The organism is Minwuia sp. IMCC3009 (genome assembly GCF_029909415.1).
Lineage (GTDB): Bacteria > Pseudomonadota > Alphaproteobacteria > Minwuiales > Minwuiaceae > Minwuia.
This window is the reverse complement of record NZ_CP123781.1, coordinates 2,118,591-2,140,156: the sequence shown is the minus strand read 5'-3', so window position 1 is coordinate 2,140,156 and position 21,566 is coordinate 2,118,591. Positions and strand designations below refer to the sequence as shown.

Sequence of the window (21,566 nt, the reverse complement as noted above, 5' to 3'; positions counted from 1 at the left end):
GCCAATGACCGCCCGATTTCAACTACTTACCGCTTCAGGTTGACCAACTCGTTCAGCATCTCGTCCGCTGTGGTGATGATGCGCCCGTTGGCCGAGAACGACCGCTGGGTTTCGATCATCAGGGTGAATTCGCGCGTCAGATCGACGGTTGAGCCTTCCACGGCGGAGGCCGCGACCACGCCGGCGCTGCCGGTTCCGGCCTCGTTGAGGCTGAAGTCGCCGGAGTCATTGGTGGCCAGGAAGGCGTTGCCGGTCTTGGCCTCAAGCCCGTTGGCGTTGGGGAAGGTCGCGATGGGAAGCTTGAAGATATCCTCCCGCGTGCCGTTGTCGAACAGGGCGGTGACGATACCGTCGTCACCGATCTGGACTCCGGCAAGGCCGCCGAAGACAGCACCATCGACATCGGAGGAGATGATTCGGGAGGTGCCGTTGAACTGGCTGAGACCATCCGCCTGACCATCGCTGCCGTAGTTCACGGTCAGCACCGAGTCGTCGATACCGAGGTTGCTGTTCCAGGTCACGGTCGGGCTGGTGAGCGCGGCAGTGGAGTTGGCGATGTCCATCGTGCCGTCACTGTTGAAGGCGGTGGTGCCGGACGCGACCAGACCGTTCGGATGGGTCGCGATGTCCACGTCCGCGACAGGCTCGACGTGGACTTCGGTAAACCACTCGTTCGGGGTCGATGACTTCAGATAGCTGAAGGTCATGTTGCGCACGCCGCCCTGGCTGTCAAACATCTGCACGCTGGTCTGGAAATCGGGCTCGAATGTCCCGGCGGCCATGTCACCGGCGACATAGGCACCGACATTCGCGTTGACGGTCTGCGTTGCCTGCAGGTTGGCGCGCAGGTTGATTTCCGACGTGGCCTCGGCTGAACCGGTCAGACCGCGGACATTGACGGTTTCCAGAACAGTCAGGTCGGTACGATTGCTCGGAATGTCGCCGCTTTCGTCAATAGGCCAGCCCTGCAGGAACAGGCCTGCGGTATTGGACAGGTCACCCTCCTCGTTCGGCACGAACTGTCCGGCGCGGGTGAACATGAACTGGCCGGTGGCGACGCCGGGTTCGGCTTCATTGTTCACGACGAAGAATCCATCGCCGCTGATCGCAATGTCGGTGGCGGAGGACGTCTGCTGCAACAGGCCCTGAACGTCGTTGAGCTGCAGGGATTCCGCCCGCACACCACCGGTCGAGAAACCCGTTGCGGCAACGGTCTGGGTGACCAGGGTGGAGAAGGCCGTGCGGCTGGCCTTGTAGCCGACGGTGCTGACGTTCGAGATGTTGTTGGCGATGACGCTCATCGACTGGCTCTGGGCGTTCAGACCTGAGACGCCGGACTGCAGTGCACCAATGATACTCATGTTTCAATTCTCCAGGGAGAGAGTAGGGGAGGCCTTTTGCCCTGAGATTCAGGCCGACCGGCGTTCTGGCGGTTCGGCATGTTCGGTTGCGGTGTCAGGAGGGGGCCGGCACCGAAGAGACGGAAGTCACCTGGTTCACGGGGACGATGTTGCCGCCGACGCGCAGCTGGGCAACGCCGTTGACGATCTCGACCCCCTCCACCAGGCCGCTGGAGCGAACGGTGGAGGCGACGGAAGTGCCATCCTCGTCCGTGGCACCGATGGAGATGCGGTAGTCACCGTCGGGCAGTTCGTTGTCCGCATTGTCGCGTCCGTCCCAGTTGAAGCTGTTCGCGCCCGCTTCGAGGTCATTCAGCTTGGTGCTGAAGACCGCCTTGCCGGTCGAGTTGGTGATCAGGATCGAGACGGTGTCGGCATCATCCTCCAGATCGAACTTCCAGCTCGCCAGACCGTCGGACAGTGTCGCCTGATTGCCGACACCTTCGATGTTCTTGCCGATGAAGCTGACCAGCGCACCCTGCTGCCCGGCCAGGCCGAGCGATGTCAGGGTTTCCAGGTTGTCGTTCGTGGCGATCTGCTGCTCGACACTGGAGAACTGGACGAGCTGTTCGGTGAACTGCTCCGACTTCATCGGTTCCAGCGGATCCTGATTCTGCAACTGGGCGGTCAGCAGCGTCAGAAAGGTGTCGAAATCATCTGCCAGCTTGGCCCCGGCGAAGTCGGCGCCGGAAGCCTGAGGCAGGGTTGAAAGCCCAAGGGCGGACAGATCCATCGTTCTCCTCCTCAGACCTTCACATCGACGCCCGGCCGGTCAATGGCCATGCGTCTGCGACTGTCATTTGCGGATTCTGCGGGCTGATCACTGGCGGCGTGTTCGCTGTCGCCCTGACCGTCGCCGCGACCACCGGTCCCCCGGCCCCCTTCGCCGCCGCGTTCAGCAAAGCTGAAGCTGTCCTTGTCGGTATTGAACCCGGCGTGGGTGAGGGCGCGTTCCAGTTGCTGCACGTCGCGGCGCAGCAGGTCGAGTGTGTCAGCCCGCTCCGCGCTCACGACCGCCTGGACGCGGCCGTCGTGTCCGACCTCCAGCTTCACATCCACCCGGCCCAGTTCGGCGGGCTTGAGCTGGATCTCGATCCGATCGGCACCTTCCTTGGCTGCACGCGTGACATGAACGGCGAGCTGCTGCACCGCGGCGTCAGGCACCTGGGCCTGCGGCACCGCCGTGGCGAGCTGCTGCACGGCAGCGGTACTCTGGACCGCCTGCGGTCCATTGACGGCGGCGACATTGGTCTGGGGCACCTGTTCACCGGCGCCCTGAGATGCCGTCGCAAGTGCGGCGGTCGCGGTGGCCGTTGCGTTGGCACGCGCCGGATCCGCCGCTGCGCCTTCGCGCCCCGCACCCTCGACCGCGCTGATCCGCGCTGCATCTTCCGTGGCAACACCGGAGGCTGCGGGCCGGTCCACGGCGCGGGCGCCGGTGCCAGCTTCGTCAGCCTCGCCAGCCTTCACGGCGCCGGCTTCACCGGATCCGGCCCTTGCCGCTGCCAGCGCTTCCTGTGCAGGGTCCTTCAATGGGGCAGGCGCGGCTGCCGCATCCGTGGCGGTTCCGGTGGCGGCGCCCGTCCGGGAGGCTTCAGCGCCTGGTGTCGCGGTGGTCGGGCCGGCTTCCGCCCCTGATGCGGTCTGCTGACCGGTCACATCGGCCGCAGCAGCCGCAGCGGACTTCTCACCCCCGGTGTTCCCGGTCGGCTTCAGCACTTCGTCGGATGTCACCGCGGCCTCTTCGGTCACATTCGTGCCAGCGGACGCTGACTTCTCGGATGCAGCGACCGTCGCGACGGGGGTTCCGCTGACGACAACGGTCTCGACCTGGTCGGCGACAACCGCGCCCTCGGCCACGGTGGCCTCGGCATTGCTGGTGGTCTCGGAGTCCGCAGCGGCTTCCGCTTCAGCGGCACCTGTCGCGGATCCGGTACCGGCAGACCCGGTGGCCCTTGCACCTTCCTCTTCGGTCCCGGCCTTCGCTTCCGCATTCACCTTTTCCGGCTTCGTCGCCTGGGGGCTGGCGGTCTTCTCGGGTGCATTGGTCTCTGCGGGCTTGTCTTTGGTGCTGACCATCTTTGCGAACTCGGACTTCGATGGCTTATCGGTGCCGTTCGCACGACGGCTGTCGTCATTCGCGGCCCCCATCTGCTGGCTGGCCTTCAGCGCGACCGCCGGGCTGCTGCTGGGGGCGGAGGAGAATACATTCGGCTGCATATTGTTCCCGATCCTGACTTTGGTTCGGGCCAGACTTCGCAAGGCCGGTGCCATGTTGGCCGAGAAAAATATTACTGATAAATCAGATAATTACTGGATCCTGTCGGTGGCGGAGGGAACCCCGGGCCGCCTCATCGGCACAATCTGCCGGGTCATTTGCGTCAGGTTCGTGGTTAAGAAATTCTTCTGCACGCCCCAGAACTTCTCGTTTGCGGGCTGGGGAGCGGCGTCGAAAACTGGCTCCGGGAAGCATGCCGCTTCCACATCATGAGGTGAGAGATGCTGACCCTGTTCGACAATGCTGACTCGGGCAATGCCTACAAGGTCAGGCTGCTGCTTGCCCTGCTCGACATCCCCTACAGGCGTATTGAGATCGACTCGGTGCATGGCGAGACCCGCACCCCCGGGTTCCTGCACCGCAACCCCAACGGCAAGGTCCCGGCGCTGGAACTGGAGGACGGCAGCTATCTCTGGGAATCCAACGCGCTGCTCTGGTATCTGGCGGCAGACAGCGCCTTCCTGCCCGAAGGCCGACGTGACACGGCGGAGGTGCTGCAGTGGATGTTCTTCGAACAGTACAGCCATGAACCCTATGTGGCCGTCCTGCGTGCCTGGGCCCGGCATGGTCCGATCAGCGAGGAACAGCGTCGGCAGATTCCCGCCCGCGAGAAGGAGGGTTACCGCGCGCTCGGCGTCATGGAGGCGCATCTGGATCAGCGGTCCTTCATGGTTGCCGGACAACCGACCATCGCCGACCTGTCCCTCTATGCCTATACCCATGTCGCGTACCAGGGGGGCTTCGACCTCTCCGACTATCCCGCGATCCGTGGCTGGCTGGACAGGATCGCGGCATTGCCCCGCTACGTCACAATGGAGGCGGTCTGACGGACTGCTGCCTGCGCGTATCTTCTTTGACGTCGGGGTGTGACAGGATTACCGTCATCCCATGTCCCGACAAACATCCTATGCGCAGGGCTATGCATCCTACCGGACACTTGATCCGGACTTGAATTTCGAGTTCGAGGCGCTGAGGGATCTGCTGGCACGATGGCATGGCTGGCGCGGCGACCGTGAGATGCCGGCGCGCAAGGATTTCGAGCCGTGGGATCTGAAGGGTCACCTGGGCTGGATCGCGCTGATCGATGTGGAACACGAACCGGAGAGGTTTCGGTTCAAGCTGGTTGGTGCGGACATTGCGACCGGCCTCTCCCGGGACTCCAGCGGAATGTATCTGGACGACGTCTATGGCCCCGAGTTCTACGATACCGCAATCGGCTCCTATCGCTGGAACCTGGAACACCGGAAACCGATCCGGGCGTTCGGCGAGATGGTACATGCGCACAAGGGACATATCCGCTTCGAGAGCCTGGACCTGCCATTCTCCAGTACCGGACGCGAGATCGATCTGATCATGAAACGTGTCCACTATTCGAGCGCGATCAGCCTTGCCGAGGAGGATTGACGATCCGGTTTTCGCTTGACCCCGGCCACGTGAAGTTGAAGCTCTGTCCCTGAGCAGTGACGTGCGCGCAGGCGCATGCACGCAACAGGAATCAGGGAGCATGAAATGCGCAAGATCATGATGGCCTCCGCCGCTATGGCGATGGCTCTGGCGGCAACCACCGCCTCCGCCGAGATCAAGCTCGGCGTTATCATGGGGTTCACCGGACCGATTGAAAGCCTTACGCCGGGGATGGCGGCGGGTGCCGAACAGGCCATGAAGGAAGTAACCGATTCCGGCCTGCTGCTGGATGGCGAAACCGTCACGCCGGTTCGTGGTGACTCCACATGTGTGGATGCGGCTGCCGCGACCGCGGCGGCCGAGCGTCTGATCACGTCCGACGGTGTGGCGGCCATCGTCGGCGCCGACTGTTCCGGCGTGACGACGGCGATTGCCAACAATGTTGCCGTCCCCAACGGGGTGGTGATGGTGTCGCCGTCCGCGACGTCTCCGGCGCTGACCACGATCGACGACAATGGCTATTTCTTCCGGGTTGCCCCGTCGGATGCCCGTCAGGGTCAGGTACTCGCCACCATCGTGAAGGAGCGGGGCGTGAAGAGCGTCGCGATTTCCTACACCAACAATGACTACGGCAAGGGCCTGGCCGACGCCTTCGGCAGCTCCTTCACCGGCATGGGTGGCAAGGTCGAGATCACTGCCGCGCACGAAGATGGCAAGGCGGACTACTCGGCTGAAGTCGCGGCGCTGGCCGCGGCAGGTGCCGACGCACTGGTGGTCTTCGGTTATGTCGATCAGGGCGGCAAGGGCATCATCCAGACCTCTCTCGATACCGGTGCCTATGACATGTTCTTCATGGCGGACGGCATGGTCGGCCAGTCACTGATCGACGCCATCGGCAGTGGCCTGAACGGTTCCGTCGCGACGCTGCCGGGCAGCGACTCTCCGGGTGCCGCGAAGTTCCTGGAAGTCTCCGCTGCCGCGGGCAACGATGGTGACGGCCCGTTCCGGGGTGAGTCCTATGACGCCGCCGCGCTGATCATGCTGGCGATCCAGGCCGCCGGTACGCCGGATCGTGCCGCCATCCAGGCCAAGCTGATGGATGTCGCGAACGCACCGGGTGAGCGCATCTATCCCGGTGAGCTGGGCAAGGCGCTGAAGATTCTCGCCAGCGGTGGCGAGGTCGACTACGTCGGCGCCAGCAATGTCGAGCTGACCGACGTTGGCGAGGCTTCCGGTTCCTACAAGGAGCTCGAAGTCGAGGGCGGCAAGTTCGAAACCAAGTCGATCCGCTGATCCTGGGCCATTCGTGATGCGGGAGGTCGCGCGGCTCCGTGCGGCCTCCCCATTCACGAGCGGGCATACTCATTTGTTTTTCAATATTCCGCATGGTTGGTGGCGCGCATGATCCGCGTCGAGGATGTACACAAGCATTTCGGCGGCGTTCACGCCGTCAATGGTGCCACGCTGGAGATCGCCGAAGGCTCGATCACCGGCCTGATCGGTCCCAACGGGGCAGGCAAGACCACCCTCTTCAATGTCATAGCCGGTGCATTTCCCCCGACATCCGGTCGTGTCTGGCTGGCGGATGAGGACATCACCGGTCTGAAGCCGCATGAGCTGTTTGCCAAGGGCGTGCTGCGCACGTTCCAGATCGCCCACGAGTTCTCGACCCTGACGGTGCTGGAGAACCTGATGATGGTGCCGGGCGGCCAGACGGGGGAGAACCTGATCGGTGCCTGGTTCCGCGGACGGCAGATCCGGGAGGAGGAGAAGCGTGTCCGCGAGAAGGCGGAGGACGTGATCGACTTCCTTAACATGGGGCACGTGGCGACGGAACTTGCGGGCAACCTGTCGGGCGGTCAGAAGAAGCTGCTGGAGCTTGGCCGGACGATGATGGTCGATGCCCGCATCGTGTTTCTGGACGAGGTCGGGGCAGGGGTGAACCGGACCCTGCTCAACACCATCGGCGATGCGATCCTGCGCCTGAACCAGGAACGCGGCTACACATTCTGCATGATCGAGCACGACATGGACTTCATCTCCCGACTCTGCAATCCGGTGATCGTGATGGCGGAGGGGACGGTGCTGACTGAAGGCACGGCGGAAGAGGTCAAGTCGAACGAGCAGGTCATCGAGGCCTATCTGGGCACGGGACTGAAGAACAAGCCGGTCAGGCAGGCCGACTCCGCGACCGGGGAGGCCACGGACGCATGAGCTTCCTGATTGGCGAGGCAATGACGGGGGGCTATGGCGGCGCGGACATCCTGCGTGGCTGCACGATCGAGGTCGACAGGGGCGAGATCGCGGTGATCGTCGGTCCCAATGGGGCAGGCAAGTCGACCGCCATGAAGGCCGTGTTCGGCATGCTGAACCTGCGCGAAGGTCAGGTCCGGCTGGGCGACACGGACATCACGGGCCTGTCGCCACAGGATCGCGTGAAGCAGGGCATGGCCTTCGTTCCCCAGACCAGCAATGTCTTCGCCGGCATGAGCGTGCAGGAAAACCTGGAGATGGGAGCGTTCCTGCGCCGCGACGACATCAGCGTGACGATGGAGCAGGTGTTTGAACTGTTCCCAATCCTGGCCGAGAAGCGGGCGCAGGCGGCAGGCGAGCTTTCCGGCGGCCAGCGCCAGCAGGTCGCGGTCGGGCGGGCGCTGATGACCCAGCCCAGCGTGCTTATGCTGGACGAACCGACCGCCGGTGTTTCGCCGATCGTCATGGATGAGCTGTTCGACCGCATTCTGGAGATCCGCAATACCGGCATCGCCATCCTGATGGTGGAACAGAACGCGCGTCAGGCACTGAACATCGCCGACCGGGGGTTCGTGCTGGTCACGGGCGAGAACCGCTTCACGGACACGGGGGAGGCCCTGCTGGCCAACCCGGAAGTCCGTCGCTCGTTCCTGGGAGGGTGATGATGATCGATATCCTCAATGCCCTCGCCCTGTTCAGCAACTTCGTCATCGTCCCGGCACTGGCCTATGGCTCGCAGCTTGCGCTGGGCGCGCTGGGGATCACGCTGGTCTTCGGCATCCTGCGTTTTGCCAACTTTGCCCATGGCGATCTGATGGCTTTCGGCACCATGGTCGTCATCCTGGTGACCTGGCTGTTCCAGAGCTGGGGCATCGGCATTGCCCCGCTGCCGACCGCGCTGCTGGCGCTGCCCTTCGGCATTCTGGGCGCTGTCATGATCGCGCTGGTGGCGGATCGGGCGGTCTTCCGATTCTACCGCAAGCAGAAGAGCAAGCCGATCATCTTCGTCATCGCCTCCGTCGGCGTCATGTTCATGCTGAACGGCATCGTCCGCTTCATCATCGGTCCGGACGATCAGGCCTTTGCGGATGGTGCGCGGTTCCTGATCACGTTCCGGGAGTTCAAGGAACTGACCGGACTGGGTGAAGGCATTGCCGTCCGCCAGACCCAGGCCCTGACGGTCGTGGTGGCCATCCTGGTGGTGAGCGCGCTGTTCTGGTTCCTGCAGCGGACCCGCACCGGCAAGTCCATGCGCGCCTATTCGGACAATGAGGATCTGGCGCTGCTGTCAGGCATTGATCCGGACCGGGTGGTGCTGGTGACATGGATCATCGCGGCAAGCCTGGCCGCCATCGCGGGCACCCTGTATGGCCTGGACAAGAGCTTCAAGCCGTTCACCTATTTCCAACTGCTGCTGCCCATGTTCGCGGCGGCGATCGTGGGGGGGATCGGGCAGCCGCTGGGGGCCATCGTCGGTGGCTTCGTGATCGCCTTTTCGGAGGTCACGATCACCTATGCCTACAAGAAGTTCCTGCGCTATCTGCTGCCTGACGACATGGCGCCCGATACCCTGGTCCAGCTTCTGTCCACCGACTACAAGTTCGCGGTCTCCTTCATCATTCTTGTGGTGGTGCTGCTGGTGCGACCCACCGGGATATTCAGGGGGAAGGTGATATGAGTGCCGGTGACGCTACCCGCAGCCGCGGCCTGATCACCTTCGCCATCATGGCGGCGGCACTGCTTGCCGTGGGATTCGGACAGTCCTGGTCGGTCAGTCTCTCCATACTGCAGCTTTGCCTGATCTCGGCCATCATGGCCCTGGGGGTGAATATCCAGTGGGGCTACGCCGGACTGTTCAATGTCGGGATCATGGGCTTCGCCGCACTCGGTGGCATTGCGGGTGTCCTTGTCTCCAAGTCGCCCGTCGGGGAAGCCTGGTCGGTCGGCGGCACAGGCGTCTTTCTCGCGCTCGCGGTGGTGATCGCGACGGTGATCGTTGCCATCTTCGCGCATCGCCGGTTGCCGCGTGGTCCGGCCCGCATCATCGGCATGACACTGATCATCGGGCTTGGCTATTTCGCGGCCCGCGCCTTCTTCGATCCGGCGGTGGACGCTATCGAAGGGGTCAATCCGGCCAAGACGGGCTATCTCGGTGGTCTGGGACTGCCCATCATCTTCTCCTGGGCGGTCGGTGGCGTCTTCGCGGCGGGGGCCGCCTTCATCGTCGGACGTATCGCGCTGGGCCTGCGCTCGGACTATCTGGCGATTGCGACCCTCGGCATTTCCGAGATCGTCATTGCCATGCTGAAGAACGAGGACTGGCTGACCCGTGGCGTGAAGAACGTCAGCGGCCTTGATCGCCCGGTCCCCTACGAGATCGACCTGCAGGAAGCCGGCTGGTTCCGGGACCTGATCGAGAGCCTGAACAGCAGCAGTCTGCAGGTGCTCGAACCCGCGGCCAGGTCCGATGCGCTGCAGCAGTTGGTGATCGACGGTTCCAGCGTCTTCGTGAAGCTCTGCTATGTGCTGCTCTTCGCGGCAGTGCTGCTTGCCGTGCTCTGGCTCTGCGAGCGGGCGCTGAAGTCGCCCTGGGGACGCATGATGCGCGCCATTCGCGACAATGAGGTCGCGGCCAGCGCCATGGGCAAGAACGTGACCCGCCGCCATCTGCAGGTCTTCGTGCTGGGGTCCGCTGTGGTCGGGGTTGCCGGGGCGATGCTGACGACACTGGACGGGCAGTTCACGCCTGGCACCTACAACCCGCTGCGCTTTACCTTCCTGATCTGGGTCATGGTGATCGTCGGCGGTTCCGGGAACAATTATGGTGCCGTTCTCGGCGGCTTCCTGATCTGGTTCCTGTGGATCGAGGCGGAGCCGGTCGGACTGTGGCTGATGTCGACGCTGACGTCGGGTCTGGCAGAAGACAATGCACTGCGTCTGCATCTGATCGAAGGCGCCGCACACATGCGCCTGTTCACCATGGGGCTGATCCTGTTGCTGGTGATGCGTTTCAGTCCGCGGGGACTTCTACCCGAAGTGGTGCGACGTTAACCATCATTTTACCCCGGTCCGTTTACGCTTGGACACTGTTCAATTGCGAAACAAGGGTCATGAACGTGGCCGAGCTTCACATCAACCTGGCGCAGGTCAACTTTCTCGTTGCGGATGAAAGGGAAGGCGGTCGCAGGGTCATGCAGTCGATCCTGCATGGCTTTGGTGCCGTGTTCATCCATGAGTCCGGCAGCTTGCAGGGGACCCGCGACCGGCTGGCGCTCGGTGGTATCGACGTTCTGATCTGCGACTATTCCCTCGGGAACGGTCAGGGCCCGGATTTCGTAAGGGAACTGCGTCGCAGCCTCAGCCATCCGGCGCGATATATCCCCGTGCTGATGACGTGCGGTCATCTGACCGCGCGCGATGTCGGACGCTGCCGCGACAGTGGTGCCAACCTCGTGCTGACCAAGCCGGTCTCCATTCAGGCGCTTTACGATCGTCTGGTGGCGATTGCCCATCGACCACGACCCTTCGTTGATCATGAAGTCTACGCCGGTCCCTGTCGTCGCTTCCGCGCGGCCGGCGCCCCCAACCAGATCGAGCGCAGAATGAAGAACTTGACCGATGCACGCACCGAGTTCCGGGCCGGAACCATGCAGGCCCCCAACGCAATGATCACATCAATCGGAACCCAATAGCATGCCGAACAAGATGACGAATGAGGCACGGATAGTGCCTACAAGGTTCACTCAGATCGCGCGACAGAAACCCGGGATGTCCCGGGAAGAGGCGATTCAGGCCGGCCAGTCCGCGGTGCTGGAAATGGAACCAGAGTACCTGGATTGGGTCGATGGATTGCTGCGTGAGCTCTGGTCGGCCGTGGAACTGGCCTGTCAGGAAGATGATTTCCCGAACCCCCACGGGGAGGACGCCTACGGTCTGTCGAACCAGATCCGCAATCTCGGCGCCACTTTCGACTACGAGGCCGTGACGCATGTGGCGGACAGTTTCTGCGAACTGATTCATCGTCTGACCGAGGCGAAGCGCAACGACCAGCACGCCATGCGGACGCATCTGAATGCGCTGCGGCTGGTGAGCACGCCCAATTTCAAACGTGATGGCGGCGGCGAGCTGGAGCCACTGATGAACGCGCTGGGGCAATTGGTAAGTCACTACCCTGAACCAACCGGCAGCGTGGGCTGACGAGTACCAGTCGCGAGATAACCGAAGGAAGCCATCCCGATGCAGGGTCCGGCCAAGGACATAAATCTCCAGAACATTTCCGTTCTTGTCGCGGATCCGGGTGAGCCGGCATTCCGGATCACGCGGTCGATTCTGAAATCATTTGGCGCCGATCCCGTCGTGCATGCGCGCAACGTTGCACAGGCGAGCAAGCTGATCGAGCGCGGTACAGTCGACCTGCTGATCGTCAACTACCACCTTGATGGCAAGGCCGGGGCGAGCCTGGTTCGCAGCATTCGCGAGAATCGCCGCAATCCGGCGCGGCACATCCCGATCCTGATGACCCTGGGACACACCACCATTGGTGCCGTCACCCTCTCCCGCGATGCCGGCGCCAACATGGTACTCACCCTGCCTCTCTCGCCGGGCGGTCTCTACGACCGGCTGTCGTGGATGGCCAATCATCCGCGGCCATTCGTCGATCAGGAAAAGTACGTTGGTCCCTGCCGCCGGTTCAAGAATACCGGTGCCCCTGGCGGCATGGAACGCCGCTCGATGGACTTCGATATCGACGACGATGCAGAGGGTGAAGCCGAGACTGCGACTGCCGCAGGGTGATGCCAAGGATCGCCGGAAGGCGCTAGACTGGGCCGTTCGCGCAATAGCGCGCGACTGGTCCATACGAGGCCCTTCATGAACTACAACGAAATACTCTGGGAAGTGGCGCAGACGATCGAGCCACAGCGGGGCGCTGGCAAGGTCGCCAACTACATTCCCGCACTTGCCGAGGTCGATCCGATGAACTTCGGAATGGCGGTTGTCACGCGGGCAGGGGAGCGATGCTCGGTCGGGCGTGCTGACCGTCAGTTCTCGCTGCAGAGCGTCACCAAGGTGATCAGCCTGACCATGGCGCTGGAAGCGATCGGCGAGTCCTTCTGGAAACGCTCCGGTCGCGAGCCGTCCGGCGATCCCTTCAATTCACTGGTCCAGCTTGAACATGAGAACGGGATTCCGCGCAATCCGCTGATCAACGCCGGTGCCCTGATCTCGACCGATGTGCTGGTCAGCCGCTATGGCCGCGATGGTGCGGTGGAGGCCATCCTGCAGTTCGCGACAGAGCTTGCGGATGGGGAGCCTGTGCGCATCGACCCCCGCGTTGCCGCATCTGAACGTGAGACCGGATTCCGCAATGCGGCGGTGGCGAACTTCATGCGCAGCTTCGGCAACCTGCACAATCCGCCCGATGACGTGCTGCACGTCTACTTCCATCAGTGCGCGCTGGAGATGTCGTGCCTGGGACTGGCGCGGTCGATGCTGTTCCTCGCCAATGGCGGCCTGGACCCCATCACGGGCCGGCGGGTGGTGTCGGAGCGGCGGGCGCGACGCATCAATGCGATCATGCTGACCTGCGGCCACTACGACGCATCCGGTGATTTCGCGTTTCACGTCGGTCTGCCGGGAAAGAGCGGTGTCGGCGGCGGTATCGTGGCCATCGCACCAGGGGAACTGTCGGTGGCGGTCTGGTCACCGGGCCTCAGTGCCCAGGGAAATTCCCTGGTCGGGACCATGGCGCTGGAGAAGTTCGCCGCCCTGACCGGCCTGTCCGTCTTCTGAACCCCGGACAATGACGGCGCCGGGGCATTGCCGCCGACGCCGTCAGACCGGTCGGGAGCAAGTCTTGTCAGGCGCGTGCCTTGCCGATCTCCCGCTGTGCGCCGTCGATGATGAAACGGAGCTCGTTGGACAGGGTGCAGAGCCGGAAGCCCTCCCCGAAGCACCGCCTGGCGTGATCGCCGCCGGCGGTGTGGATGCAGGGCTTCACGCCCGCCGCTTCCGACACCCTGCGGATATGGGCAATCGCCTCCAGAACCTCCGGCTCCGTCGGATCGCCGACCGGGTCATGCCCGAGGCCGATGGCAAGGTCGGAGGGGCCGATATAGACGGCGTCCAGACCCTCCACGGCCACGATCTCCTCGATATTGTCGAGCGCGTCCTTGGTTTCGATCATGGCAAGGGTGATCACCAGTTCGCGTGACCGGGCCTTGTAGTCGGTCCCGGCATAGAGCGGCCCGCGCACATTGGCGAAGGACCGGAAGCCCAGCGGCGGATAGTGGCTCGCCTGCACGAAGTGGGCGGCTTCCTCCGCCGTGTTCACCATCGGACAGACCAGACCCATGGCACCGGCATCCAGCACCTTCATGATCCAGGTCGGATCGTTCCAGGGGATACGGGCCAGCGGCGTTGCCTCCTGCACCGAGATTCCCTGCAGCATGGCGATGGCATGGTCGAAATCGATCATGCCGTGCTGCAGGTCCACGCCAACCGAGTCGAACCCCTGTGCCGCCATGATTTCCGCCGTGTAGGAACTGGCGGAAGCGACCCAGCCATTCACCACATTGCCACCGGCATTCCAGATATCGCGAACCTTGTTCGTGCGCATGTCGCTCTCCATTTGATGTTCGTCAGTTCAGGGGATCGGGAACCTCGACGCCCAGCCGTTCCGCCCATTCCGCCAGTCGTTCCATGATCCCGGGATAGAGCGTCACGCCCTCCGCCAGTGCCGTGCGCCGGGCGTCGAGACCCCGCGCGCCGGGAATGCGGACCTGTGCCACGCCTTCGGGGACGTTTGCCGCGCGGCATGCGGCGGCCAGGAAACTGCTCTCTGCCCTGAAATCCTCCCGCCCGCCGAAGGCATCCGGATCAAACAGCAGCAAGGTGACCGACGCGCCATGCTGTGTCGGCCCGTCCTTGCGCCCGAAACCGCCGAGCGCAGAGGTCAGTGCCTCCACCATCAGGCCAAGTGCGAAACCCTTGTGGCCGCTCTCCGTGCCACCGAGCGGCAGCAGCGCCACACCGGCCTCCGGATCATCGGTGGGCGAGCCTGTCTCGTCCACCAGCCATGCGCCGGGCAGGCGCTTGCCCTCGGCCTTCCTGCGTCCGGCAAGACCCATCGTGGTGATGGAGCAGGAGATGTCGATCAGCACCGGATCGTCCTCGGTCGGGATGCCGACGGCAATCGGGTTGGGGGTATAGATCGCCTCCGTCGCGCCCGGTGGTGCGACACCCTTCGCGGCCGGGTCGGAACTGAGCAGCAGGACAAGGAAGCCCTGCTCCGTCGCCCTGGGCAGGAAGCTCTGCAGACAGGCGATGTGGCCGGACCGGCGGATGCCGATGGCCGCGAGGCCGAATTCCCGCGCACGCTGCAGCGCCAGATCCATTGCCGCATCCACCAGCCAGACACCGGAGAGATAGTTGCCGTCCCACAGCACCACCGGCCCGGTATCCGACAGTCGTTTCGGTTCGCCGGTTGCAGGCATCTCGCCTGCGGTCAGGGCTGCCAGATACTGCGGTGCGAGATTGAGGCCATGGGTGTCATGCCCCATCATGTCGGCGTCAGTCAGCAGGGCGGCGACACGCGCCGAACGGTCGGCGGGCATGCCCGCCTTCTCGAACAGCCGTGCCGCGAAGCGGTTGAGACGCCGGACGTCATGGCGCACCGGCATGGTCTCAGAGGACCTGATGGACGCTGTAGTACGGGCCGCGCGGTGTCCGGTCACCCAGGCCAACGGCAACGATCCGGTTCATCCAGGCGTAGCGTTCGTCGCCCGTCTCGAAGAACGGCACGGTGCGGAAGTAATATTCCGACGGGTCCACATCCTCCCCGCGGTCCAGCCGCGCCAGCACCTCCGGTGTGCCGTGACGGGTGCCGTGATAGGTCATGTAGATGCGTGCGCCATCATCGGTCTCGATGGTCAGACGCACATCCAGGTAGAAGGTGCCGTCGTCCGCGACCAGGACCCAGTCACCTGCCGTGCCGGGCATGATGCTGCCCTTGATGCGCGGACCATTGACGGTTCCGCCCGATACCTCCGCGACGACCCGGCGCCCGAAGGGACCGCGTCCGATCACGTGCCGGGCACCAATCGCGATGTCGATGTCGAAGATATGCTCGAAGCTCAGTTGCTGCATCGCTCTGCCCTCACAGGATCTGGTAGATGGTGTAGACGGGCCCCGTCGGCAGCCGGTGCCCGGTCCCGATGCAGACGATGCGGTTCAGCCATTCGTACTTCTCCGCACCGGTCTCGAAGCGGGGTGCGATGCGGAAATACAGCTCGGAGGGGTCCACTTCCTCCCCGGCGGCGAGGCGGGCCATGACTTCCGGTGAGCCGTGCCGGACACCCGAGTAGGTCATGTAGATCAGGGCATCATCATCGGTCTTCAGCGTGACCCGGACATCCAGCCGCGTTGCACCATCAGGCGTGAAGTTCAGCCAGTCGCCGCCCGGGCCGGGAACGGCGGTGCCTTTCAGTTTCGGCCCCTCGAAGTGTCCTCCGGTCACCCGCGCGATGCGCCGGTTGCCCGTCGGTGTCGGCCCCAGGTCACTGATTTCCGTGACCTCGAACTGCACCTTCAGCAGGAATTCTGTCTTGACCTGTTGCATGCCACCACCCCCTTCACCCCACAATCTGTGCCACTATAGGGCCGTCACAGCGTCGGATACAGGGAGGATGCCCGGCAATGTTCAAGATCACCTTTTGCCTGCGACGCAGGCCCGAACTCACCCTGGCGGAATTCCATGATTACTGGCTCAACCGCCATGCCCCGCTGGTGCGGCAGCATCAGCCGGCACTGCGCATGGTGCGCTACGTTCAGGTGCATGCACTGCAGACCGTGCTGAGCGCACCGATGCAGAAGGTCCGCAAGGCGCCGGAACCCTATGACGGCGTGGCGGAACTCTGGTGGAAGTCCATGGAGGATCTGGAGGCATCAGCCCAGGATCCGGCTGCCCGGGAGGCAGGCAGGATCCTGCTGGAGGATGAGGCGAAGTTCATCGACCTGCCGAACTCGCCGCTCTGGTTCGGGCAGGAGCATGTGATCGTCGGCTCGGAGCATCTGGATTGAGCATGGAAGCCACCGTTTCCGTTCGCCCGCCTGCCGTTGCCGGGCGGTTCTATCCGGGGGAGGGGGTGGAACTCGCCCGGACGGTCGATGGCCTGCTGAAGGATGCGGCGGCTCGCCATGCCGGGCCATTGCCCGCGCCGAAGGCCCTGATCGCGCCCCATGCAGGCTATGTCTATTCCGGTGCGGTTGCCGCGAGCGCCTATCAGCGTGTCCTGCCTGCCAGGGCGACCATTCGCCGGGTCATCCTGCTCGGGCCCGCGCACAGGGTGGCCTTCAGGGGCTTCGCCTTGCCTTCGGTGGATGCGTTTCAGACTCCCCTTGGTGCGGTAAGGCTGGACCGGCAGGTGATGGACGCGCTTCGGGATTTTCCGGGTGTGGTCACGCATGATGAAGCCCATGCCCAGGAACACAGCCTGGAGGTCCATCTGCCGTTCCTGCAGCGTGCGCTTGGCGCCGACTTCGCGCTGGTGCCGATCGTGGTTGGCGACGCGACCCCCGATCAGGTCGCGACCCTGCTGGCGCGCCTGTGGGGTGGCCCGGAGACGCTGGTCGTCATCTCCACCGACCTGTCGCACTATCATGATCACGCAACCGCCTGTCAGATCGACGGTGAAACGGTAGCCCGGATCGAGCGGCAGGCTGTCGGCAGTTTCGGTCCCAGGGAGGCCTGTGGCAGCCGTCCGGTGAACGGCCTGCTGCAACATGTTTCACGCCTCGGCTATCGCGTCACCCGGCTGGATGTCCGCAACTCCGGCGACACGGCTGGCCCGAAGGACCGGGTTGTCGGATATGGCGCCTGGGCGCTGGAGCCGTCGGAGACAGCGCGCCTCGCGGATGCGCATCGTCGTCTGTTGCTGACCACAGCCGCGCGCGCTATCGCCATCCGTATGGCCCGCAACAAGCGCCCGGACATATCGCTCGAGACCTTCCCGAGCGAACTGCGCAGCATCGCCGCCAGCTTTGTCACGATCGAACGAAGGGGACGGTTGCGCGGGTGCATCGGTTCGCTGCAGGCCCACAGGCCTCTGGCGGCCGACGTGGCCTGGAACGCCGTATCCGCCGGTTTCGAGGATCCCCGCTTTCGGGCGCTGACCGTGCCGGAATTCAGGGAATCGGAGCTGGAGATCTCGGTGCTCTCCACCCCCGCGCCGTTTGCCTTCGCCGATGAGGACGATCTGAAGGCCCGGCTGCGGCCCGGTCGCGACGGCCTGATCCTGCAGTCGGCGGGAAAGCGCGGAACGTTCCTGCCCAAGGTCTGGGACGGACTGCCGACACCGGAGGCCTTCCTGTACGGTCTGAAGGTCAAGGCCGGACTGCCGCGCGATCACTGGTCCGACGATGTGAAGATCTGGCGCTACACGGCGGAAAGTTTCCGTGCACCGGTACCGGAGGAGTTGTTCCGCACCGGTCCGGGGAGCGCGAAGCAGGCCGGTTGACCGCCCCTACCAGGTTTCCGCGAAGGGGCGGATATCAATCTCGTGGGTCCAGCCGTCGCGGGTCTGGTGGTGCAGGTTCCAGTAGGTCTCGGCGATACTGTCCGGGTTCATCAGTGTATCCGCAGGCAGGCTGTCAGGGTCGATGCCCGCCTGGCGTTTCCTGTCGCGCACGAATTCCGTATCGACACCTGCGTCTATGATCAGATGCGCCACATGGATGTTCTTCGGACCCAGTTCGCGCGCCATGGACTGGGCCAGCCCGCGCAGGGCGAACTTGCCTGACGCAAAGGCCGCGAAGCCGCTGCTGCCCTTCACCGAGGCCGTCGCACCAGTGAAGAAGATCGAGCCCTTCGCGCGCGGCACCATGTATTTCGCTGCTTCCCGCCCTGTCAGGAACGCGCCGTAGGCACACATTTCCCAGACCTTGCGGAAGACCCGTTCCGTGGTCTCCAGAATGGGAAAGTGCACGTTGCCGCCGACATTGAAGATGCAGATCGCGACGGGGCCGATTTCCTTCTCCACCATGGCGAACATCCCGACGGCGGTCTCTTCCTTGCGCGCGTCCCAGGTGAAACCCTGGGCGGAGCCGCCCGCGGCCTCGATCTCGGCGACAAGCGGCGCGAATTCCTCGCCGCGCCTGCGGCCCATGACGACATGGAACCCACCCCTGGCGAAGCGCTTCGCGATGGCCGCGCCGATATAGTCCCCGGCCCCGATGACGAGGCAGACCGGTTTCTCCTGCATCTAGATTCCCCTGAAGGTTGGCGGACGCTTCTCGATGAAGGCCTGCACGGCCTCCCGATGGTCGGCGGTCTGGGCGACACGGACCAGGCGATCCGCCTCCCAGTCCAGGCAGGTGCGGAAGTCGGCCTGTGTCGCCCGGTTGATGTTCTGCTTCATGTATCGAATCGCCAGTGGCGGGCCGCTGGCGATCTGTCCGGCAAGTTCCGCCGTTCGTGCGGCCAGCCGGTCCTCCGCGACGACTTCGTTCAGGAGTCCCAGCGCCAGCGCCTCCTGTGCCGCCACGCGTCTGCCAGAGAAGTAGATCTCCTTGGCTTTCGCAGGGCCGACAAGCTGTGTCAGTTGCCATGACCCGCCATAGTCGCCCGACAGGCCGATGGCCGCGAAGCCGGGTACGAGGAATGCGTTCGTCGATCCGATCCTGATATCGCAGGCCAAGGCAATCGACATGCCTGCACCTGCCGCCGCGCCGGGCAGGGCGGCGATCGTTGGCTTCGGCAGTTCATGCAGGCGCAGTGTCAGCCCGTGCTGGCGGTGCTGCAACTCGCGGATCTTCTCATCCACCGTGCGGCTGTCCTTACCCCGCGCCGCACCCATGCCCTTCACGTCGCCACCGGCACAGAAGGCCTTGCCAACACCGGTAAGCACGACGGCACGCACATCCGGATCGGCCTCCAGCACCAGCAGGATCTCGCGTAACGCAGGGGTCACGATGTCGCCCAGCGCGTTCCGCCTTTCCGGGCGGTTGAACGCGACCGTGGCCACATGGTCCCTGACGGTGCAGAGCAGCTGGTCGGTGCCGGTCTCGACCCTGCGTTCCATCAGAGCGACGCTGCCTTCACGTAGGCCGGGCGGGCCTCCAGCCGGTCGGCATAGGCCGAAAGGTTGGGCAAGGCACTGAAATCAATCCCGATCGACCGTGCCATGACCACCGCGTGCCCCGTGATGGTATCGGCGACCGTGAAGTCGCCCGCCAGATACTCCCGCCCCTCCATATGCTTCTCGACGGCCAGCAGGGTGCGGCTGATCAGCTTGACCGAGCGGGCCGCGATCTCGGGATTGCGACGGTCGGGCGGCAGCAGGATGGTCTCCACCACATAGTTGTTGAACGGGGGCATGATCATGCCCTCGGCATAGTGCAGCCACTGCAGGTACAACGCGAAATTCGGCGCGTCGGCGCCCGGGGTCAGATGGGGTGCATACTTCGCCCCGAGATACTGTGCGATTGCAGTGCTCTCGGTGATCGTGACATCGCCGTCGATCAGGGTTGGCACGCGTCCGTTCGGATTGATCCGCGCATATTCCGGGCCGCGCATTTCCTTCTGGCCCAGCGTGAACCGCTCCAGCTCGTAGGGCTTGCCGATCTCCTCCAGCAGCCAGACCGTGCGAACGGCACGGGATCGCGGTGCGAAATATACTTTCATGGCGGCCTCCTCCCCAGGAAATGCTTCTGCAAGCGACTGATCCGATGTAGCTTCAATTTCTGAAGCAAGTCAATTCAATATTGGAAGTGTGTCTTCATGAGTCGCGCCGACCTTTCATCAGATGCCTGTACGGTGGCCCGCGCGGTTGCCGTTGTGGGCGACCAATGGACCCTGCTGATCCTGCGGGAGATGTTCCTGGGAACCCGCCGGTTCGACGATTTCCTGCGCCATACGGGCATGTCGTCCCATCTGCTGTCGCAGCGCCTGAAGAAGCTGGTTGCGCTGGGGGTCGTCCGGCGCAGTGCCTATTCGGAGCGTCCGGTGCGGCATGAGTACAGCCTGACCAGGATGGGCCAGGATCTGTGGCCGATCATCGTTGCCTTGAAGCAATGGGGTGATCGCTGGCTGCACGAAGGTGTCGCGCCGGTGCGGATCGTCCACAAGGGCTGTGAATGCTTCACGCATCCAAGGATGACCTGCAGCGAATGCGGGGAACCCATGGGGGCGAGGGACGCACGCGCACACCTGAGCCGCGGATTCAGGGCCGTTCGCCGGAGCCGGGCCGGTCAGCGCTGACCTACTTGTTCAGAAAATTCAGCTTCAGACCCGGCACAGGCCAGTCCATCGCGACCAGCCTGCCTGTCGAGCTCAGCGTGATCCAGGCCGTCTTCATGTCCGGGCCACCAAAGCAGATGTTGGTGGTGATCGGGTCCGGCATGGGGACGTGCCGGTAGTGGCTGCCGTCCGGCGGGATCACCGTGATGCCGCCATTGTGGATGGTGGCGACACAGACATTGCCATTGCCATCGACGGCAAGGGAATCCAGCAACTGATGCCCCGGCAGCCCCGCGATCAGTCTGCCCTGATGGCCGCGGATCGGCTGCTTCGGCGCCGCCAGCCGCCCCGGTCCGTTCAGGGCATAGGCCCAGACCCGTCCGGTATGGGTCTCGGCGACATAGAGTTCGTCCTCGGAGGGGGAGAGGCCGATGCCGTTCGGACTCTCTGACGGAAAGATCATCTCCTCGATCCGGCTGCCATCCGCTGCCGCATAGTAGATGCCGGTGACATCCCGGTCGCGTTCGCGGACCTTGCCATGATCGGTGAACCAGAAGCCGCCTGCTGCGTCGAAGACGATATCGTTCGGCCCCTTCAGCGCATGGCCGTTGCAGTGCGTGTAAAGGGTCTCGACGGCACCGGTCTCGATATCGATCCGTTCGATGCGGCCGCCCGAATAGTCGTCAGGCTGATCCAGCGGAAACAGCCGTCCCTTGCTTTCCAGGATACGGAAGCCGCCATTGTTGCAGACATAGCATTTGCCGTCCGGTCCCATGGCCGCGCCATTGGGGCCGCCGCCGGGCGTTGCGACCACGGTCTTCGTACCGTCCGGGTGCACCCTGGTCAGCCGCCCCGCGGCAATCTCGACCACCAGTACATCGCCGTCGGGCAGGGCTATCGGCCCCTCCGGAAAGCGCAGGCCCTCGGCCACCAGTCTGAAATCCGTCATTGCATCTGCCTCCCCAGCTCACGCACTCATGACCGTTTAATGGTCGAA

Annotated in this window: 26 protein-coding genes; 15 read left to right on the top strand and 11 right to left on the bottom strand. The window is 63.9% G+C overall.

All coding sequences use genetic code 11. From position 1 onward, the window contains the following. Positions 1–26: 26 nt before the first annotated feature. The 3 genes from QGV55_RS10070 to QGV55_RS10060 form a co-directional block, all read right to left on the bottom strand. Entirely contained in the window at positions 27–1,361 is a 1,335-nt protein-coding gene (locus QGV55_RS10070) for a flagellar hook protein FlgE (RefSeq protein WP_281016943.1), read from the bottom strand. 94 nt (positions 1,362–1,455) lie between these two features. Next, positions 1,456–2,133 (bottom strand): flagellar hook assembly protein FlgD, encoded by a 678-nt coding sequence (locus QGV55_RS10065; protein WP_281016944.1) that lies wholly within the window; start codon positions 2,131–2,133, stop codon positions 1,456–1,458. Between the two features lie 11 nt (positions 2,134–2,144). After that, the gene (locus tag QGV55_RS10060) at positions 2,145–3,479 is read right to left on the bottom strand and encodes a flagellar hook-length control protein FliK (RefSeq protein ID WP_281016945.1); all 1,335 of its coding nucleotides are present in this window, start codon (positions 3,477–3,479) and stop codon (positions 2,145–2,147) included. Between QGV55_RS10060 and QGV55_RS10055 the strand changes: the two genes are divergently transcribed. From QGV55_RS10055 to QGV55_RS10000, 12 genes are all read left to right on the top strand, one after another. Beyond that, positions 3,469–3,891 carry a hypothetical protein gene (locus QGV55_RS10055; RefSeq protein WP_281016946.1) on the top strand — a complete coding sequence of 141 codons (423 nt, stop codon included), beginning with the start codon at positions 3,469–3,471 and terminating at the stop codon, positions 3,889–3,891. The two genes, QGV55_RS10060 and QGV55_RS10055, sit on opposite strands and share 11 nt — an antisense overlap. Positions 3,892–3,899: 8 nt before the next feature. Next, complete coding sequence (locus QGV55_RS10050; protein WP_281016947.1) at positions 3,900–4,505, top strand: glutathione S-transferase family protein; 606 nt, start codon at positions 3,900–3,902, stop codon at positions 4,503–4,505. 61 nt (positions 4,506–4,566) lie between these two features. Beyond that, positions 4,567–5,082: a PAS domain-containing protein gene (locus QGV55_RS10045; RefSeq protein WP_281016948.1), complete on the top strand. Its 516-nt coding sequence runs from the start codon at positions 4,567–4,569 to the stop codon at positions 5,080–5,082. Positions 5,083–5,187: 105 nt separating this feature from the next. After that, the gene (locus tag QGV55_RS10040) at positions 5,188–6,375 is read left to right on the top strand and encodes an ABC transporter substrate-binding protein (RefSeq protein WP_281016949.1); all 1,188 of its coding nucleotides are present in this window, start codon (positions 5,188–5,190) and stop codon (positions 6,373–6,375) included. 108 nt (positions 6,376–6,483) lie between these two features. Next, positions 6,484–7,296 carry an ABC transporter ATP-binding protein gene (locus QGV55_RS10035; RefSeq protein WP_281016950.1) on the top strand — a complete coding sequence of 271 codons (813 nt, stop codon included), beginning with the start codon at positions 6,484–6,486 and terminating at the stop codon, positions 7,294–7,296. Beyond that, positions 7,293–7,997: an ABC transporter ATP-binding protein gene (locus QGV55_RS10030; protein ID WP_281019893.1), complete on the top strand. Its 705-nt coding sequence runs from the start codon at positions 7,293–7,295 to the stop codon at positions 7,995–7,997. Before QGV55_RS10035 ends, QGV55_RS10030 begins: the two co-directional genes overlap by 4 nt. Before the next feature lie 5 nt (positions 7,998–8,002). Beyond that, positions 8,003–9,013, top strand: coding sequence for a branched-chain amino acid ABC transporter permease (locus QGV55_RS10025; RefSeq protein WP_348637703.1), 1,011 nt, complete (start codon positions 8,003–8,005; stop codon positions 9,011–9,013). Then, a complete protein-coding gene (locus QGV55_RS10020; RefSeq protein ID WP_281016953.1) occupies positions 9,010–10,386 on the top strand; it encodes a branched-chain amino acid ABC transporter permease in 1,377 nt (458 codons plus the stop codon). The genes QGV55_RS10025 and QGV55_RS10020 overlap by 4 nt, the downstream gene beginning before the upstream one ends. Before the next feature lie 59 nt (positions 10,387–10,445). Continuing rightward, complete coding sequence (locus QGV55_RS10015) at positions 10,446–11,027, top strand: response regulator (RefSeq protein ID WP_281016954.1); 582 nt, start codon at positions 10,446–10,448, stop codon at positions 11,025–11,027. Position 11,028: 1 nt separating this feature from the next. After that, entirely contained in the window at positions 11,029–11,532 is a 504-nt protein-coding gene (locus tag QGV55_RS10010; protein WP_281016955.1) for a hypothetical protein, read from the top strand. A 39-nt stretch (positions 11,533–11,571) separates the two neighbouring features. Beyond that, entirely contained in the window at positions 11,572–12,129 is a 558-nt protein-coding gene (locus QGV55_RS10005; RefSeq protein ID WP_281016956.1) for a response regulator, read from the top strand. A 75-nt stretch (positions 12,130–12,204) separates the two neighbouring features. Beyond that, positions 12,205–13,125: a glutaminase gene (locus QGV55_RS10000; RefSeq protein ID WP_281016957.1), complete on the top strand. Its 921-nt coding sequence runs from the start codon at positions 12,205–12,207 to the stop codon at positions 13,123–13,125. 67 nt (positions 13,126–13,192) lie between these two features. Here QGV55_RS10000 and QGV55_RS09995 read toward each other — a convergent pair whose 3' ends face one another. From QGV55_RS09995 to QGV55_RS09980, 4 genes are read right to left on the bottom strand one after another with little or no spacing between them, the layout of a single operon-like run. Then, on the bottom strand, positions 13,193–13,951 hold the full coding sequence (locus QGV55_RS09995) for an aldolase/citrate lyase family protein (RefSeq protein ID WP_281016958.1): 759 nt from the start codon (positions 13,949–13,951) through the stop codon (positions 13,193–13,195). Positions 13,952–13,973: 22 nt separating this feature from the next. Beyond that, positions 13,974–15,014: an Ldh family oxidoreductase gene (locus QGV55_RS09990; protein WP_348637618.1), complete on the bottom strand. Its 1,041-nt coding sequence runs from the start codon at positions 15,012–15,014 to the stop codon at positions 13,974–13,976. A gap of 4 nt (positions 15,015–15,018) precedes the next feature. Next, complete coding sequence (locus QGV55_RS09985) at positions 15,019–15,480, bottom strand: DUF3237 domain-containing protein (protein WP_281016960.1); 462 nt, start codon at positions 15,478–15,480, stop codon at positions 15,019–15,021. Positions 15,481–15,490: 10 nt separating this feature from the next. Further along, entirely contained in the window at positions 15,491–15,952 is a 462-nt protein-coding gene (locus QGV55_RS09980; protein ID WP_281016961.1) for a DUF3237 domain-containing protein, read from the bottom strand. Positions 15,953–16,029: 77 nt separating this feature from the next. Between QGV55_RS09980 and QGV55_RS09975 the strand changes: the two genes are divergently transcribed. Beyond that, a complete protein-coding gene (locus QGV55_RS09975; RefSeq protein WP_281016962.1) occupies positions 16,030–16,413 on the top strand; it encodes an EthD domain-containing protein in 384 nt (127 codons plus the stop codon). A gap of 2 nt (positions 16,414–16,415) precedes the next feature. Continuing rightward, positions 16,416–17,849: an AmmeMemoRadiSam system protein B gene (amrB, locus tag QGV55_RS09970; RefSeq protein ID WP_281019873.1), complete on the top strand. Its 1,434-nt coding sequence runs from the start codon at positions 16,416–16,418 to the stop codon at positions 17,847–17,849. A gap of 6 nt (positions 17,850–17,855) precedes the next feature. Here the strand turns inward: amrB and QGV55_RS09965 are convergent, their stop codons facing one another. Genes QGV55_RS09965 through QGV55_RS09955 form a run of 3 tightly spaced genes read right to left on the bottom strand, consistent with a single transcriptional unit; the run spans position 17,856 to position 20,014 of the window. Next, positions 17,856–18,593 carry an SDR family NAD(P)-dependent oxidoreductase gene (locus QGV55_RS09965; RefSeq protein ID WP_281016963.1) on the bottom strand — a complete coding sequence of 246 codons (738 nt, stop codon included), beginning with the start codon at positions 18,591–18,593 and terminating at the stop codon, positions 17,856–17,858. Beyond that, positions 18,594–19,412, bottom strand: a complete 819-nt coding sequence (locus QGV55_RS09960) for an enoyl-CoA hydratase (RefSeq protein WP_281016964.1) — start codon at positions 19,410–19,412, stop codon at positions 18,594–18,596. Further along, positions 19,412–20,014 (bottom strand): glutathione S-transferase family protein, encoded by a 603-nt coding sequence (locus tag QGV55_RS09955; RefSeq protein WP_281016965.1) that lies wholly within the window; start codon positions 20,012–20,014, stop codon positions 19,412–19,414. Before QGV55_RS09955 ends, QGV55_RS09960 begins: the two co-directional genes overlap by 1 nt. 96 nt (positions 20,015–20,110) lie before the next feature. On the opposite strand from QGV55_RS09955, the gene QGV55_RS09950 reads away from it, so the two are divergent. Next, a complete protein-coding gene (locus QGV55_RS09950; protein ID WP_281016966.1) occupies positions 20,111–20,590 on the top strand; it encodes a helix-turn-helix domain-containing protein in 480 nt (159 codons plus the stop codon). Position 20,591: 1 nt separating this feature from the next. Here the strand turns inward: QGV55_RS09950 and QGV55_RS09945 are convergent, their stop codons facing one another. Continuing rightward, complete coding sequence (locus QGV55_RS09945) at positions 20,592–21,518, bottom strand: SMP-30/gluconolactonase/LRE family protein (RefSeq protein ID WP_281016967.1); 927 nt, start codon at positions 21,516–21,518, stop codon at positions 20,592–20,594. Positions 21,519–21,566 lie beyond the last annotated feature (48 nt).